Source organism: Aquiluna sp. KACHI24, assembly GCF_025997915.1.
Taxonomy (GTDB): Bacteria; Actinomycetota; Actinomycetes; order Actinomycetales; family Microbacteriaceae; genus Aquiluna.
Genome location: NZ_AP026677.1, coordinates 688,627 through 703,384, shown reverse-complemented (window position 1 = coordinate 703,384; position 14,758 = coordinate 688,627). Strand labels below are relative to the sequence as shown.

The window sequence follows — 14,758 nt, the reverse complement described above, 5'->3', positions numbered from 1 at the left end:
TAGTTAGGCGACGGCGGTTGCCTGGCTGAATTCAAGTTTGTCAGCGAGGTGTTTTAGCTCAGCCGGTATCTCACGACCCTTGGCAATCATCGACTTGGCCCAAAGTCTTCCGGCGCGGTAGCTACTTCGAACTAATGGCCCAGCGAGAACTCCCAGGTAGCCCAGCTCTTCGGCCTCCTTGGCTAAGGCGACGAACTCCTCTGGCTTGACCCAACGCTCAACGGGGTGATGGCGAGGAGATGGCCTTAGGTACTGCGTGATTGTGATGATGTCAGTACCGGCCTCGTAAAGATCTCGCAGCGCCTGTGAGACCTCTTCTAGCTCTTCACCCATGCCAAGGATTAGGTTGCTCTTGGTGACCATGCCGGCGTTTCTCGCCTGAGTGAGAACATCGAGCGAGCGCTCGTAGCTGAAGGCAGGGCGGATGCGCTTAAAGATCCTGGGCACCGTCTCCACGTTGTGTGCGAAAACCTCCGGGGATGCATCAAACACCTTTTGCAGAAGCTCTGGCTTCCCGGAAAAGTCTGGGACTAAAATTTCGACGCCAGTACCGGGGGACTGGCGGTGAATTTGGCGAATGGTCTCGGCATACAGCCAGGCGCCCTCATCGGGTAGATCGTCTCGTGCGACACCGGTTACGGTTGCGTAGCGCAGATCCATCTGCTTGACCGATTCACCAACGCGTCTTGGTTCATCTGCATCAAATGCGGCGGGCTTTCCAGTGTCAATCTGACAGAAGTCACACCTTCTGGTGCACTGCGAGCCTCCGATTAGGAAGGTTGCTTCTCGATCCTCCCAGCACTCAAAAATGTTGGGGCAACCTGCCTCTTGGCAGACAGTGTGTAGATCCTTGTCCTTTACGAGAGAGTGCAACTGTCGGTACTCAGGACCCATCTTCGCGGTGGTCTTAATCCACTCTGGCTTTCGCTCGATTGGCACCTGAGAGTTGCGAACCTCGAGCCTTAGTAACTTACGCTCTGGCTTTTCGCTCATTTGGTATCTCTCCCATTTTTTGCATTACAAGGCTAGCTGCATCTGCCGGGGTAATCAGCTTTCCAGTCAGAATTGAAAGTGTTGTCGTGGTTGCATCCTGGATACCGCAGGCGATGATGTGGTCATAGGGATCGAGTGAGTTGTTGCAGTTGAGTGCAAAGCCGTGCATCGTCACCTTCTCGGATACTCGGATTCCGATTGCCGCAACCTTCTGGGTGCCAAGTGGAGTCTCGACCCAGACTCCGGTCCTTCCCTTCACGCGAATTCCCGCTACGCCAAATTCGGCGATAACGTCGATAAGAACCTCTTCGAGGTAGCGAACATAGTTAACGACGTCAATTGGCTGGGGCAGGCGCATTATTGGGTAGCCGATCAACTGCCCTGGGCCATGCCAGGTGATTTTTCCACCTCGATCAGTCTCGAAATACTCACTACCGTCCTTGGGTAGTTCGTGATCTTCGGTTCGCTTTCCGGCCGTGTAGACGCTTGAGTGCTCAAGCAGTAGGACGGTATCCGGCGCGTCACCGGCTACCACCTTGCGGTGGAGATCTCGCTGCAATTCCAAACCGTCTTTATAGGAAACGAAATTGGGGTCTAAACCGATTACTTTGAATTCAGGCATTTGACCTAACCAACCTTTTCCACAGCAATTTCGATTCCCGACCTAAAGCCTTAGCGATGCTAGATGCTACGAGCATGAAACTTATCTGCATGCCTTTCGCAAACCGTCTAGTACCAATCATGGGAAACCCTTTGGGTGTCAGGGGAGTCAAGCTAAGAAAAACGCCCAGGGGGTCCTGGGCGTTTTATCTAGATTCCTAGATTGGCTTCGAAGGCTCCGGCCTCGAGTCTTGCCTTGACATCGGTCAAGAATCGTGAGGCGTCCGCTCCATCAATCGTGCGGTGGTCGTAGCTCAAGGCCAGGTAAACCAAAGAACGGATGGCGATTGACTCGTTGCCCTCTGCGTCTGTCACAACAGCAGGACGCTTGGTCACAATTCCAGTTCCAAGGATTGCCGACTGAGGCAAGAAGACAACTGGGGTGTCAAACAATGCTCCGCGAGAACCGGTGTTAGTCAAAGTGAAAGTACCACCCGATAGCTCATCTGGCTTTAGCTGGTTGTTGCGAGTGCGGTCCGCTAGGTCAGCAATTTGCTGAGCAATCTGAGCGATGTTCAATGAACCTGCGCTGCGGATTACTGGGGTGAGCAGTCCACGCTCGGTGTCTACAGCGAAGCTGATGTTTTCAGTTGGGTGGTAGACGATACTGTCCCCATCAACGCTGGAGTTGATCTTTGGATGCGCTGCGAGCGCCTCAGCAGCAGCGAGGGTGAAGAAAGGCATGAAGTTCAGCTTGACACCTGTCTTCTGGACGAACTCACCCTGAACTCGCTTACGCAAGGAAGCAATTCGGGTTACGTCGACCTCAACCACGGTGGTTAGCTGAGCGGTCTGCTGCATCGACGCAACTGCACGCTCTGCCAAGACCTTTCTAAGCCTGGACATCGGCTCGGTGGTTCCACGAAGCGGAGAAGCAACCAGTGGTGCAGGTGCTGATGCAACCGGTGCCGAAATCACGGGAGCGGTTGGACGCGAACCAGCTGCAAGCACATCTTCCTTGCGAATTCGACCGCCGACACCAGTGCCGGCGATGTTTGCAAGGTTTACTCCCATGTCGTTTGCGAGTTTGCGAACGATTGGGGTCACGTAGTTAGGGTCGGACTCAGCTGGCTCGGCAACAACTGGAGCTGGAGTAGAAACCACAGCCGGAGCAACGGGTGCGGACACGACTGGAGCTGCGACAACAGGTGCAGCTGGTGCGGCAACAACCGGAGGTGTAACAACTGGAGCGGCAACGACCGGGGGAGCCACTACTGGGGCAGGCTCGGCAGGTGCTGCCGCAACTGGGGCCGGAACTTCAGCTACTGGAGCCGGAGCAGCTGCGCCATCTCCAACGATTGCCAGCACAGCTCCAACCGCTACGGTCTCGTCCTCCTGGACCAGGATCTGCTGCACTACTCCAGCAAATGGCGAGGGGATCTCGGTATCTACCTTGTCCGTTGAAACCTCAACTAGTGGCTCGTCAACTGCAACGGTGTCGCCGACCTTCTTAAGCCAACGGGTCACGGTTCCCTCGGTTACAGACTCACCGAGTGCTGGAAGAACTACTTCGCTCATGATTTTTGATCCCTTCTAAACCTATGCGTGTGCGTGGAGTGGCTTGCCGGCAAGCGCAAGGTGCGCCTCGCCAATTGCTTCGTTCATGGTTGGGTGCGCGTGGATGAGAGGTGCAACGTCCTCTGGGTAGGCCTCCCAGTTCACGATTAGCTGCGCCTCGCCAACCTGTTCGCCAGCGCGGGAGCCAATCATGTGGAATCCGACAACCGGACCGTTGACCTGTCTGATCAACTTGATTACACCAGCGGTTCCCAAGATGTTGCTCTTGCCGTTTCCAGCGAGGTTGTACTCGTATGTGGAAATCGAGTCGGCACCAAACTTCTCCTTGGCCTGAGCTTCGGTCAGTCCGACAGAAGCAATCTCCGGCTCGCAGTAGGTGACGCGAGGGATTCCCCACTCGTTCACCACGATTGGGTTCAGGCCAGCGATCTCTTCGGCTACGAAGATTCCCTGCATAAATCCTCGGTGAGCAAGCTGGAGACCAGGAACAATGTCTCCGACGGCATACACACCTGGCAGGTTTGTCGCTAGACGCTCGTTGGTCAGCACGAAGCCACGGTCCATGGCAACACCCTGCTCCTCGTAGCCAAAACCGGTGGCGTTAGGAGCACGACCAACAGCAACTAGGAGGAGGTCTGCTGAGATTTGTTCGCCATTTTCGAGCTCAATGGTTACCGCAGTCTCAGATTGGGTAACGCTCTTGAATTTATTGCCGAGCTTGAACTCGATGCCGCGCTTGCGGTAGGCGCGCTCAAGACCCTTGCTCATGCTCGGGTCTTCGTTTGGCACAAGGCGATCGAAGCCCTCAATAATCACTACCTCAGCGCCAAATGAACGCCAGATAGATGCGAACTCAACACCAATTACGCCGCCACCCAAAATCGCGACCTTGTTTGGAATCCAGTCCATCTGTAGAGCCTGGTCGGAGGTGATAACGCGACCGCCGATTTCAATACCCAGGGTTTTAGTCACGGAGCCTGTAGCAAGTACAACGTTCTTGCCGGTGTATGACTCAGCTCCAACTGTGACGGTCTTTGGTCCGGTTAGACGACCTTCTCCAGTCACGAAAGTGATGTTCTTGGAGGAGACCAGACCGGTAAGCCCCTTGTAGAGCTTGTCAATGATCGAATCGCGGTAGCGGTTAACCGCGGTCATGTCGATACTTTGGAAGGTCGCGTTCACGCCAAAGTGCGCTGCTTCCTTGGTGACATCTGCAACCTCGGCAGAGTGCAGGAGAGCCTTGGTTGGGATGCAACCACGGTGCAAACAGGTGCCACCGAGCTTGTCTCTCTCAATCAACGCAACAGTCATTCCCAACTGTGCGGCGCGCAATGCTGCGGCGTAACCGCCGCTACCACTGCCAAGGATTACAAGGTCGAATTCATGATTAGCCATTGATTAGAGCTCCAAAGTCGGCGAAACGGCTTAAGCCTACTACTGAGCAACCCGCTGGGCGAAACCGATAAGCGTTCTGATCATCACACCGGAAGCACCCTTCGGAATGACTCCATACGGCGCAGCATCGTTATTGGCTGGGCCAGCGATGTCCAGGTGAGCCCAGGAAGCATCTTTGGAAACAAAGTCCGCTAAGAATTGCGCACCAACCATCATTCCGCCGGCGCGATTTCCGATCTTGACGTTGGCCAGGTCCGCCAGTTCACTATCCAAAATGGTTCGGAGCTCTGGGGGCAGTGGCATCTCCCACAAAAGTTCGTTTGCCGCAGCTGCAGACTCTAGAGAAAGCTTCACTGCCTCGCCATAACCCATAACCCCTGCATAGCGATCGCCAAGAGCAATCCGAGCAGCACCGGTGAGGGTAGCAACGTCAATGATGTGGTCGGGGTTTTGCTCGGTGGCTAGGGAAAGTCCATCGGCCAGAACCAGGCGACCCTCTGCGTCTGTGTTCAAAACCTCGACAGTCTTGCCGTTGCGGATTGTGATGACATCCCCAGGACGGGTGGCTGAACCAGATGGCATGTTTTCAGCCAGGCACATGTAGGCAGTCACATTGACCTTTAGGCCCAGGGTCGCAATGCCCAGGATTGCTCCTAGTACGGTCGCGCTACCAGCCATGTCGTACTTCATGCCGACCATTCCCTCGGCTGGCTTGAGTGATAGACCGCCCGTGTCAAAGGTAATGCCCTTACCAACCAAGGCGATGTGTTTTCCACCACCGTGGTAACTGAGCTTCACCAACCTTGGAGGGCGGACCGATCCCTTTCCAACCGAAAGAATTCCTCCGCAGCGCTCTTGCTCAAGCTTTTGCTCGTCCCAGATTTCTACCTCAACTGGCAACCCCGTTGCCATTTGCTTTGCCTCCTGAGCCAATTTGTCAGGCCAGAGCTCGTTGGCGGGAAGGTTGATCAACTCACGGATGGCAATGATCTGAGCGCAGATTTTCTGAACTTTTGTTAGATCAGCGTTAACAAGCTCTGCCGGCACGATGATTTCGAACCCGGCCATTTCGTTTGAGGATTTCTTGAAGCGAGTGGGGGTCTTACCGCCCAGAAGCAGTCCTTCAACTAACTGTTCGAGCTCTTCCTTGGTGCTCAATTGCGCCAAAACGCTGATTTCACCGGACGCTTCGCGCCGAACAACAGCGCCAAAATCACGCAGATTCAAGCCGTTAGAACCAACCACCAGAACGAGTCCGCTTGGCCCTGGGACCTTGGCCACAGCGGCGTTGGCCGGTTTTGCACCGTACTGAGTGAGAGTCTCCTGATTTGGGGCGTATTCCAGGGCAACCGGCTCACAGCCGGAGTCGGAATAGCGGATGGCAAGCTGGGATTTACTGGGGGAGAGTGCGAGTGAAATCGAAGTCATAAAAGAAAAGCTTAGGTGGGTTAGTATCGGCTTATGAGTCCTTTGTATCGTGTCCTGGTGCCCGAGGAGGAGCTGGTAGGTCTACCCCTGCTGGGCATGCTGACTGGATTCACAGATGCCGGTACAGCTATCGGTCAGGTCTCCTCTCACCTGTTTGCAAGTCTCGAATCTGAGCTGGTCATCAAGTTCAATAACGATGAGCTCTTGGACTACCGTTCCAGACGGCCAATGCTTTACTTCGAAAAAGACCACATTGAGTCCTATGAGCCCGCAGAGTTGGGTATTTACCTCATGCGGGACGAGGCGGACCAGGCATTTCTGGTGCTCGATGGCTACGAACCCGATTTTCGCTGGGAAGCGTTTTCGCAGGCCATCGAAGACCTCTGTGAAGAGCTCGAAATCAGCTCCTTCACCTGGGTGAACTCAATCCCGTTTCCACTGCCCCACACCCGGCCGATAGGCGTGACGGTTTCGGGCAATCGCAAGGACTTGATCGATCGCTTTTCGGAGTGGAAGCCGCAAACCCAAGTGCCAGGAAACGTGGTGCATCTACTCGAGTACACGCTTTCGAAGACGGAGCTGCCGGTAGCGGGCTTTGTGCTGTTGGTGCCGCACTACCTGGCTGATAACGAGGTTCCTGGTGCTGCGGTATCGGCGCTCGAGCTTGTTAGCGCTGCAACTGGCTTGGTGTTTCCATCCGACGAGCTCAGAGACTCGTCCAAGAAATTCCTGGCAAAGGTCGACTCCCAGGTCGAGGAGAATTCCGAACTGGCTAAGTTGGTTGCAACCCTCGAGTCGAGCTACTCCTCAACTGATGGACCCGCGAGAGCGCCAATCGGAAAAGTTCCGAGCGAGCCTCCAAGTGCGGACCAGTTAGCCGAAGAACTTGAAAATTACCTCGCCGCCATGCGGAGAACAGGCGAAGAAAAGGAATAAGTTCGGCCAAATAGGCGTTCTAGATTGTGAAATGGTCACTTCCGTGACATAATTTGCCCCTAAACCCTTTCAGGTCACCCGACTTGACAAGGGTTTAAAGTCTGCCCAAAAACGAGGTTTATCATCGCTACTATCTCCAAGGCCAAAGCTAAGGCCGAGAAGGCTCCAAAGAAGTCAAAGGCTGTGGCTGATCTGCCCGATGGCGATGAAGAAGATGAAGAAGAAGTTGAATTAGAGCCTGTCGAGGACATCGTCGCCGAGGCACAAGAGGCCGTTGACCTAACCGCTGAGGACGAGGCCAAAGAAGAGCTAGCCACCGAATCCATTCAGCTTCCCGCCGATGTGCTAGTTCTGAACAACGACGATGACGACATCCCGGTTCAGAACCTCACTATCTCCGGCGCTACAGCAGACCCGGTCAAGGATTACCTCAAGCAGATCGGTAAGGTCGCGCTTCTAAATGCGGAGCTCGAGGTTGAGCTAGCAAAGCGCATTGAGGCCGGATTGTTCGCTGAGGAGAAGCTTTCGCTTGCCAAAAACCTCTCACCTCAAGAGCGACGCGATCTCACCTGGGTTGTGAAAGATGGTCAGCGTGCAAAGTCTCACCTCCTAGAGGCGAACCTTCGTCTAGTTGTATCGCTTGCAAAGCGCTACACCGGTAGAGGCATGCAATTCCTTGACCTGATTCAAGAGGGAAACCTCGGTCTAATCAGAGCCGTTGAGAAGTTTGACTACACCAAGGGGTATAAGTTCTCGACTTATGCCACCTGGTGGATCCGTCAGGCAATCACTCGTGCGATGGCCGACCAAGCTAGAACTATCCGTATCCCAGTTCACATGGTTGAGGTCATCAACAAGCTTGCCCGTGTTCAGCGTCAGCTCCTGCAAGACCTTGGTCGAGAGCCCACTCCAGAGGAGCTAGCAGCTGAACTGGACATGACCCCAGAAAAGGTTGTTGAGGTCCAGAAATACGGCCGTGAGCCAATCTCGCTCTCCACCCCTCTGGGTGAAGATGGCGACAGCGAATTCGGAGATTTGATTGAGGACACCGAGGCGGTCGTCCCTGCAGACGCAGTTGGTTTCACCATGCTGCAGCAGGAGCTGGAGCGCGTATTAGACAGTCTTCACCCAAGGGAGGCAGGCGTCATTCGCTCCCGCTTCGGTTTGGGAGATGGTGTGCAAATGACTCTCGACCAAATTGGCGAGAAGTTCGGTGTCACACGAGAGCGCATTAGACAGATCGAGTCCAAGACCATGTCTAAGCTTCGTCACCCCTCTCGTTCGCAGTTGCTTCGGGACTACCTGGACAGCTAATTGCGCACCTTTGCCGCAATGCTGTTGGGCAAAGTCGCCCGGTTTCTTCTCCGACTCGTACGTAGGGGTGGAGGGTCAGCCCTCCCCGGCACAATCGCATTCAAAATCCAACCGAGGTTACTCTCAAGGGCAATTGCATCTGCTCCTCACGGGCTAATCGCCGTTTCTGGGACAGCCGGAAAAAGCACCACCACCAAGGTGATCGTTGAGCTGCTTAGGGCCGCAGGGCTAAAGGTATTCACCAATCCATCTACGGCGAATATTCGTCAGGGTCTATACGCAGCGGTATTGCAATTTGGAGATCTAAGAGGACGCATTGACGCCGACATCGTCGTCCTGGAGCTCGATGAGGGGCACGGAGCAGCCCTGATTTCTGAACTAAGGCCAAGGACTTCGGTACTGACAAATGTGCTATCTGATCAGCTGGATCGCTTCGTGGACCCAGAGTTTGTTCAGGACAAGCTAAGACGTATTGCAGCGGCCAGTGAGCTGGTAATCCTCAACGGTGATGACCCGAACCTTCTGGAGTTTGCTCAGGAGGTGAACTCCCTGGCGTTTGGCTTGGGAAGAACCTTTGAGGGTGAGAGGCCTGAATATGCAATCAATTTTTCCCAGCCTGACCCGCTTCCTATTTCGGCCGAGGTTGTTCGCGTTGAAGGCACGAGCGCTGAGATAGCAACCAAGCGGGCGCGCTATTTCGTAAAGCTTCCAAGCGCGGGCACGCACCAGGCTTTGAACATCGCTGCAGCGATCGCAGCCGTTGAGCAAACCGTTGTTATCGATCAGGAGTTAGTTGAAACCACGCTCGAAAACATGCCTGTCGTGTTTGCTCGTGACGAGCGAACAGAGATTGCCGGCCGAGAGGTTCGGCTTATGTTGGTGCAGAACTCCGTCAGCTTTAACCTCAACCTGGAGAACATTTCCGGCCAAGAGACTCCGTTGATGCTCATGGCCGGGTCTGACATTCACGATCCTAGCTGGTTGTGGGCGGTCGATTTCTCGAAACTGACCAGAGTTGATGTGGTGGGTGGGCTAAATGCTTACGATCTCGCCTTGGCCCTCACCTATAGCGGAGTCGAAATCGGAAGGGTGATTCAGTCGCCTCAGGATGCCGCTGACTACTTTCTAGAACTTCCTGGAGACTCGCCCACAATCATGTTCTCAGCTGATGCGATGCGCCGCACTCGAAGACATTTAGGGCTGGCGAAATGATCTCTCTTTCAAGCTATAGACCCGAGCTATTCAATAGAAATGCAGACCAGGGCAATCTGCTTGTATTGACTAAGCAGTTGCAGTGGCGAGGGGTTGATTTTGAGGTTCTGCACGAATTTGACCTAAGTGCGGACTTCGTTCTGATCGGTGACTCGTTCAATGCTGTGAGGCGCGAATACTCAGCTGAACTTTTGGAGCTGGCTCCAGGCCTGCAGTCGCGACTAGATCAGGGGAAAGCAACCCTCTTGGTGGGTTCGAGCTATGAGTTTTACATGGACATCCTTGACGGACTTCCCAATCCTGTTCGGGCCGCCAGGGTAAGTGAATTTCGCGTGGCTAAATCCGGATCGCTCAGCGCATTTGGATACCGCAATACTGATTTAGACGGTTCTGACCTGTTTATTCAGGGTGCCTTCATAGGAACAGCCTTGTACGGGCCGGTGCTTGCAAAGTCGCCGGACTTGCTCAAGCTAGTTTTGGATGCCATCGGCGTTGAAACAGAACTCAGTTCAAGCTTCTCGGGAAGGCTCGAAAATTACCTCGAGCAGATAATTAAGACTTCTATCGCTGACTGAGTTCGTCAGACTGATCGTGCCAGTTAATGGAGATTGGCTGAAGCTTCTCCTTATTGGCGTTTCCATGGTGGGCGCAGAAAAGCAGCTCGCCAATCTCCAGCTCGACTCGAATGTAGGCCTGTGCTCCACAGACGTCGCAGCGGTCAGTGGCAAGAAGTTTCTCAGCGGTGTTTTCCATTGCGACTATTGAAACACGGACAGCCCCTAAACAGTCCCGATTTTGCGCCAGTTTCGCTATCTGCGAAGTGGCAGTCTGGGATGCATCCTGCTATCGGTTAGCGTTGCGTCGTGGAAAACTACTCAGCCCGTCACCTTTCAGTTCTTGAGGGTCTTGAGGCCGTTCGCAAGCGCCCCGGAATGTACATCGGTTCTACCGATGGTCGCGGTTTGATGCACTGTCTGTGGGAAATCATCGACAACTCAGTAGATGAGGCCCTTGCCGGATATGGCAAGGAAATCAGGGTTATCGCCCATGAGGACGGCTCCCTCGAGGTTCAGGATTTTGGGCGAGGCATTCCCGTAGACATTGAACCAAGAACTGGACTCACCGGAGTCGAGGTCGTCTTTACCAAGCTGCACGCCGGCGGCAAGTTCGGTGGAGGATCATATGGCGCCTCCGGCGGTCTCCATGGTGTTGGGGCATCGGTAGTGAACGCACTTAGCCTGCGCCTGGACGTTGAAGTGAACCGTGATGGGCAAACCTGGGGAATGTCTTTTCGCAGGGGGGAACCGGGCACCTTCGCGTCTGACCAGCCTGATGCACCCTTTAAGCCGTTTGAAGATAACTCGGAGCTTAGGAAACTTGGCAAGGTCGCAAAGACAATCACTGGAACCAAGGTTCGCTACTGGCCAGACAGGCAAATCTTCGATCAAAGTGCGGTCTTCTCAATTGACGATCTAAAAGCCAGGCTCAGCCAAACTGCCTTTTTGGTTCCAGGGCTCAAGCTAAGTGCTGAAGACAGGCGCTCCGGTACCAAGCTTGAGTTTGAATTTGAGGGTGGGATCTCTGAATACGTCGAGCATCTTTGCAAAGATGCTCCTGTTGTTGCCACCAAGCGAATCTCGGAGTCTGCAAATTTCAAGGAGACCGTGCCGGTTTTGGACGACTCCGGCTCGATGGTTTCTAAAGAGATCGAGCGCGAGTGCAAGGTCGAGGTTGCACTTCGCTGGGGCACTGGATTTGAAACCGAACTCAGATCATTCGTGAACATTATCTCGACGCCGAAGGGCGGTTCGCATCAAGCGGGATTTGAGCAGGGGCTGCTCAAGTCCATTCGTGCTGCGGTCGAAACCAACTCACGCAAACTGAAGGCCAATGGCCTCAAAATCGAGCGTGAGGATGTCATGGCGGGCCTCACGGCAGTCGTGACCGTTAGCCTTCCCGAACCGCAGTTTGAGGGTCAAACCAAGGAAACCCTTGGCACCCCTGCGGTGAAGCAAATTGTCGCCAACGCCGTATCGAGATACCTCGACAGTTTTCTGTCCGGCAACATCAGGGGTTCAAAGCAAGAGGCTGAAAAGATTCTCGAGAAAATCGTCAATGAGGCGAAGGCCCGCATTTCAGCACGTACCCTGAAGGACACTCAGCGACGAAAGAACGCACTGGAGTCCTCGTCGCTACCGACCAAGTTGGTTGACTGCAGAGCTAGCGCTACTGAGGGCTCGGAGCTGTTTATTGTTGAGGGTGATAGCGCGCTGGGCACCGCCAAGCTAGCGCGTGACTCCAAATTCCAGGCGTTACTGCCCATTCGAGGCAAAATCCTCAACGTCCAAAAGGCATCGATCTCCGACATGCTCTCGAATGCCGAGTGTGCCTCAATCATTCAGGTGGTTGGTGGCGGTTCTGGCCGCACATTTGACCTTGAGCAGGTCCGTTACGAGAAGATCATTCTGATGTCAGACGCCGACGTTGACGGGGCTCACATCAGAACACTGCTTCTCACCCTCTTTTTCCGATACATGAGGCCATTGGTAGAGGCAGGTCGGGTGTACGCTGCCGTTCCGCCGCTTCACAGAGTCATGGTGCAGAACGGCAGGAGTAAAGAGCCGATTTACACCTACTCGCAGCAGGAGCTAACGGACCTGCTGCAGCGTCTTGATAAACAGGGTAAAAGCTACCTGCAGCCGATTCAGCGCTATAAGGGCCTGGGGGAGATGGATGCTGATCAGCTAGCTGAGACCACCATGCAGCCACAAAACCGAACCCTGAGACGAATCACTGCCGCAGATGCTCAAATTGCCGAGGAGATGTTCGAGCTGTTGATGGGTTCGGATGTCGCGCCTCGAAAGGACTTCATAATTGATGCGGCCGACGATTTCGACCGAGAGCGAATCGACGCCTAGAAGGCGCTAGCTACATACCGTTCAAGAGCTGATCCAGAAGCGTCTCGCTTGGAGTTTTTATCAAGTTCAGGAAGCGGATTGCCGTCCAGGTCAAAGAGCAGCCCGTGCTGGACAACCGCTGCAAAGTAAAGCTGATCCTCGCCCTTGAGGAACCGCTGCACTCTCACTCCCATGGCTCCTCTTCCCTTGCGAGGAATCTCTCGAAGCGGAGTAATCTTTCCCGCACCAGGATCGGTGTCGCCAAGCGCAGCAGAAAGGTTCGCCGCAGTTACGATATAGGAATCCGAGTCTGCTCGACCAAAGAAAATTACCCTGGAATCCTCGACGTTTATTCCGGCCATTCCAGATGCCGGAAGTCCCTGCGGTCGAACAGATGTTGCAGGGAATACCAGGGCATTTGCCTCTCTGGTTACAAACACCAATTCAGTGCTCTCGTCGGCTTCAACCAGCCCTACCACTTCGTCCAGCTCTTTGAGTGCGAGCACGGAGACCTGGTCCTTATCAGGCAAGGGTCCCGCAAAGCGCTTAACCGTGCCCTGAGCCGTGCCTAGGGCATATGTTGCCTCAGAGCCCCACGGCATTACCGCTACCACGCGATTAGCGGAGCCTAAGAACTCGGTCGCATCTGGCATCGCACCGCTCACACCTGGGTTGTAATTGGGTAGATCCGCGACATGAACCCGCACCGCCTCAGCGTTTGAGGTCAGGAATGCGACATCGCTGCGAGTGGTGCTCTCAAACAGCAGTCTCGCTTCGGTATGGGCGACCACACCTGAATAACGGAATACTGCCCCGGTGGGGGAAATATAAACGTTGGTGGGTTCATCACTGAGCTCTTGAACCACGACCTTCGATCTCGAAACCACGGAGATTCCCGAGGCGTCAATCAACAGAGTGCGGCGCTCGTCACCATAATCCTGAGCGACCTTGTCGAGTTCTTTAGAGACAAGATTGCGCATCAGCTGCTCCGAGGACAACAGCCTAAGAAGTTCTTCGATTTCACGGCGCAACTCGTCGGCTTCAGTCTCTAACTCGATCACAGAGAATCGAGTCAATCTTCTTAGCCGCAGCTCAAGGATGTGGTCTGCCTGAAGCGTTGAGAGGTCAAAAATTTGCATCAGGCGGCTTCGCGCGGACTCGACCGTGTCGGAGGTGCGAATCACCTCAATCACCTCGTCAATATTGAGCACTGCAATTTGCAAGCCCTCAAGAAGGTGCAGCCTCGCGCTCTTGCGGTCCTTGCGGTTGATGCTCCTGCGCTTCACAACCTCAAGTCGGTGACCGATGTAAACCTGCAATAGCTCTCTAAGGCTCAATTGCTGGGGTCTGCCATCGACCAAGGCCACATTGTTTACGCCAAAATTCTCTTCCAGCGGCGTGAACTTATAGAGCGCCTCAACAACGCTGGAGGGGTCAAAACCAGTCTTTAGCTCGATGACAAGCTTCAGTCCGTTCTCACGGTCCGTGAGGTCTACGACGTCATGAATCCCCTCAAGCTTCTTTGCGTTTACGGCTTCGCGAATTCGGTCCACAACGCGCTCTGGTCCAACCTGATATGGGAGCTCGGTTACCACGAGCCCGGTGCGGCGTGGACCAACGTTCTCGATACTGATTTTGGCCCGCATGCGAAATGCACCGCGACCAGTGGCATAAGCCTCGGTGAGAGTTTCTCCAACTAGTGCAATCGCACCAGAGGGCAGGTCGGGTCCAGGAAGCACCTTGAGGATTTCCTCTAATTCTGCGTCTGGGTTCGCAATCAACAACTGCAGCGCTGCTACTACCTCACGAAGATTGTGTGGTGGCATGTTGGTAGCCATGCCAACAGCGATGCCCGATGCGCCGTTGACCAGGAGATTCGGAAATGCCGCTGGCAGCACACTCGGCTCGGTTAACTGCGCGTCGTAGTTTGGTACGAAGTCGACAACATCCTCATCCAAGGACTCATTCAGAAGAAGTGAAGCTGGAGCCAGACGGGCTTCGGTGTAACGAGCAGCTGCCGGGCCGTCATCTAGGCTTCCAAAATTACCGTGGCCATCAATAAGTGGCAGACGCAGACTGAAATCCTGGGCCATACGAACCAGCGCATCATAGATTGCACCGTCGCCGTGCGGATGAAGCTTTCCCATCACCTCGCCGGTGACGCGGGCAGATTTGACATGACCGCGATCTGGTCGCAGGCCCATTTCACCCATCTGGTAAACGATGCGGCGTTGAACGGGCTTCAGGCCATCGCGGGCATCTGGCAGGGCTCTGGAATAGATGACCGAGTAGGAGTACTCCAGAAATGATTCCCGCATTTCTTTGGCGACATCGACGTCAATAATGCGTTCGTTGGACTGGGTCATGTTCCTCGGTGTGTAAAACTTCTGGGGTGCCATTGACTT

Annotated in this window: 12 protein-coding genes; 5 read left to right on the top strand and 7 right to left on the bottom strand. The window is 54.4% G+C overall.

The annotated features are described in order from the left end of the window. Positions 1–3: 3 nt before the first annotated feature. The 5 genes from lipA to OO713_RS03570 all read right to left on the bottom strand — a co-directional run bounded on the left by lipA (position 4) and on the right by OO713_RS03570 (position 5,994). Entirely contained in the window at positions 4–993 is a 990-nt protein-coding gene (lipA, locus tag OO713_RS03590; RefSeq protein ID WP_264786354.1) for a lipoyl synthase, read from the bottom strand. Next, positions 971–1,615: a lipoyl(octanoyl) transferase LipB gene (gene lipB, locus OO713_RS03585; RefSeq protein WP_264786353.1), complete on the bottom strand. Its 645-nt coding sequence runs from the start codon at positions 1,613–1,615 to the stop codon at positions 971–973. Before lipB ends, lipA begins: the two co-directional genes overlap by 23 nt. Before the next feature lie 188 nt (positions 1,616–1,803). Then, positions 1,804–3,171, bottom strand: a complete 1,368-nt coding sequence (gene sucB / locus OO713_RS03580; RefSeq protein WP_264786352.1) for a 2-oxoglutarate dehydrogenase, E2 component, dihydrolipoamide succinyltransferase — start codon at positions 3,169–3,171, stop codon at positions 1,804–1,806. Between the two features lie 21 nt (positions 3,172–3,192). After that, positions 3,193–4,566 carry a dihydrolipoyl dehydrogenase gene (lpdA, locus tag OO713_RS03575; RefSeq protein ID WP_264786351.1) on the bottom strand — a complete coding sequence of 458 codons (1,374 nt, stop codon included), beginning with the start codon at positions 4,564–4,566 and terminating at the stop codon, positions 3,193–3,195. Between the two features lie 39 nt (positions 4,567–4,605). Next, the gene (locus tag OO713_RS03570) at positions 4,606–5,994 is read right to left on the bottom strand and encodes a leucyl aminopeptidase (RefSeq protein WP_264786350.1); all 1,389 of its coding nucleotides are present in this window, start codon (positions 5,992–5,994) and stop codon (positions 4,606–4,608) included. A gap of 33 nt (positions 5,995–6,027) precedes the next feature. On the opposite strand from OO713_RS03570, the gene OO713_RS03565 reads away from it, so the two are divergent. The 4 genes from OO713_RS03565 (at position 6,028) to OO713_RS03550 (ending at position 10,031) form a co-directional block, all read left to right on the top strand. Beyond that, positions 6,028–6,930 carry a PAC2 family protein gene (locus OO713_RS03565; protein ID WP_264786349.1) on the top strand — a complete coding sequence of 301 codons (903 nt, stop codon included), beginning with the start codon at positions 6,028–6,030 and terminating at the stop codon, positions 6,928–6,930. A 120-nt stretch (positions 6,931–7,050) separates the two neighbouring features. Next, entirely contained in the window at positions 7,051–8,244 is a 1,194-nt protein-coding gene (locus OO713_RS03560) for an RNA polymerase sigma factor (RefSeq protein WP_264786435.1), read from the top strand. Next, positions 8,245–9,456: a MurT ligase domain-containing protein gene (locus OO713_RS03555; protein ID WP_264786348.1), complete on the top strand. Its 1,212-nt coding sequence runs from the start codon at positions 8,245–8,247 to the stop codon at positions 9,454–9,456. It begins immediately after the preceding gene. After that, positions 9,453–10,031 carry a hypothetical protein gene (locus tag OO713_RS03550; RefSeq protein ID WP_264786346.1) on the top strand — a complete coding sequence of 193 codons (579 nt, stop codon included), beginning with the start codon at positions 9,453–9,455 and terminating at the stop codon, positions 10,029–10,031. The genes OO713_RS03555 and OO713_RS03550 overlap by 4 nt, the downstream gene beginning before the upstream one ends. On the opposite strand, the gene OO713_RS03545 is transcribed toward OO713_RS03550, so the two are convergent. After that, entirely contained in the window at positions 10,018–10,209 is a 192-nt protein-coding gene (locus OO713_RS03545; protein ID WP_264786345.1) for a hypothetical protein, read from the bottom strand. The genes OO713_RS03550 and OO713_RS03545 overlap by 14 nt on opposite strands. Before the next feature lie 110 nt (positions 10,210–10,319). Here OO713_RS03545 and OO713_RS03540 point away from each other — a divergent pair, with 110 nt between their 5' ends. Then, positions 10,320–12,374 (top strand): DNA topoisomerase IV subunit B, encoded by a 2,055-nt coding sequence (locus tag OO713_RS03540; protein ID WP_264786344.1) that lies wholly within the window; start codon positions 10,320–10,322, stop codon positions 12,372–12,374. On the opposite strand, the gene OO713_RS03535 is transcribed toward OO713_RS03540, so the two are convergent. Further along, on the bottom strand, positions 12,371–14,752 hold the full coding sequence (locus tag OO713_RS03535) for a DNA topoisomerase (ATP-hydrolyzing) (protein ID WP_264786343.1): 2,382 nt from the start codon (positions 14,750–14,752) through the stop codon (positions 12,371–12,373). The genes OO713_RS03540 and OO713_RS03535 overlap by 4 nt on opposite strands. Positions 14,753–14,758 lie beyond the last annotated feature (6 nt).

What these genes read in the sequence shown, in the direction of transcription:
- sucB (WP_264786352.1), bottom strand. Translation starts at nt 3,171, where the DNA reads ATGAGCGAAGTAGTTCTTCCAGCACTCGGTGAGTCTGTAACCGAGGGA.
- OO713_RS03570 (WP_264786350.1), bottom strand. Translation starts at nt 5,994, where the DNA reads ATGACTTCGATTTCACTCGCACTCTCCCCCAGTAAATCCCAGCTTGCC.
- lipA (WP_264786354.1), bottom strand. Translation starts at nt 993, where the DNA reads ATGAGCGAAAAGCCAGAGCGTAAGTTACTAAGGCTCGAGGTTCGCAAC.
- OO713_RS03550 (WP_264786346.1), top strand. Translation starts at nt 9,453, where the DNA reads ATGATCTCTCTTTCAAGCTATAGACCCGAGCTATTCAATAGAAATGCA.
- lipB (WP_264786353.1), bottom strand. Translation starts at nt 1,615, where the DNA reads ATGCCTGAATTCAAAGTAATCGGTTTAGACCCCAATTTCGTTTCCTAT.
- lpdA (WP_264786351.1), bottom strand. Translation starts at nt 4,566, where the DNA reads ATGGCTAATCATGAATTCGACCTTGTAATCCTTGGCAGTGGTAGCGGC.
- OO713_RS03545 (WP_264786345.1), bottom strand. Translation starts at nt 10,209, where the DNA reads ATGGAAAACACCGCTGAGAAACTTCTTGCCACTGACCGCTGCGACGTC.
- OO713_RS03565 (WP_264786349.1), top strand. Translation starts at nt 6,028, where the DNA reads ATGAGTCCTTTGTATCGTGTCCTGGTGCCCGAGGAGGAGCTGGTAGGT.
- OO713_RS03535 (WP_264786343.1), bottom strand. Translation starts at nt 14,752, where the DNA reads ATGGCACCCCAGAAGTTTTACACACCGAGGAACATGACCCAGTCCAAC.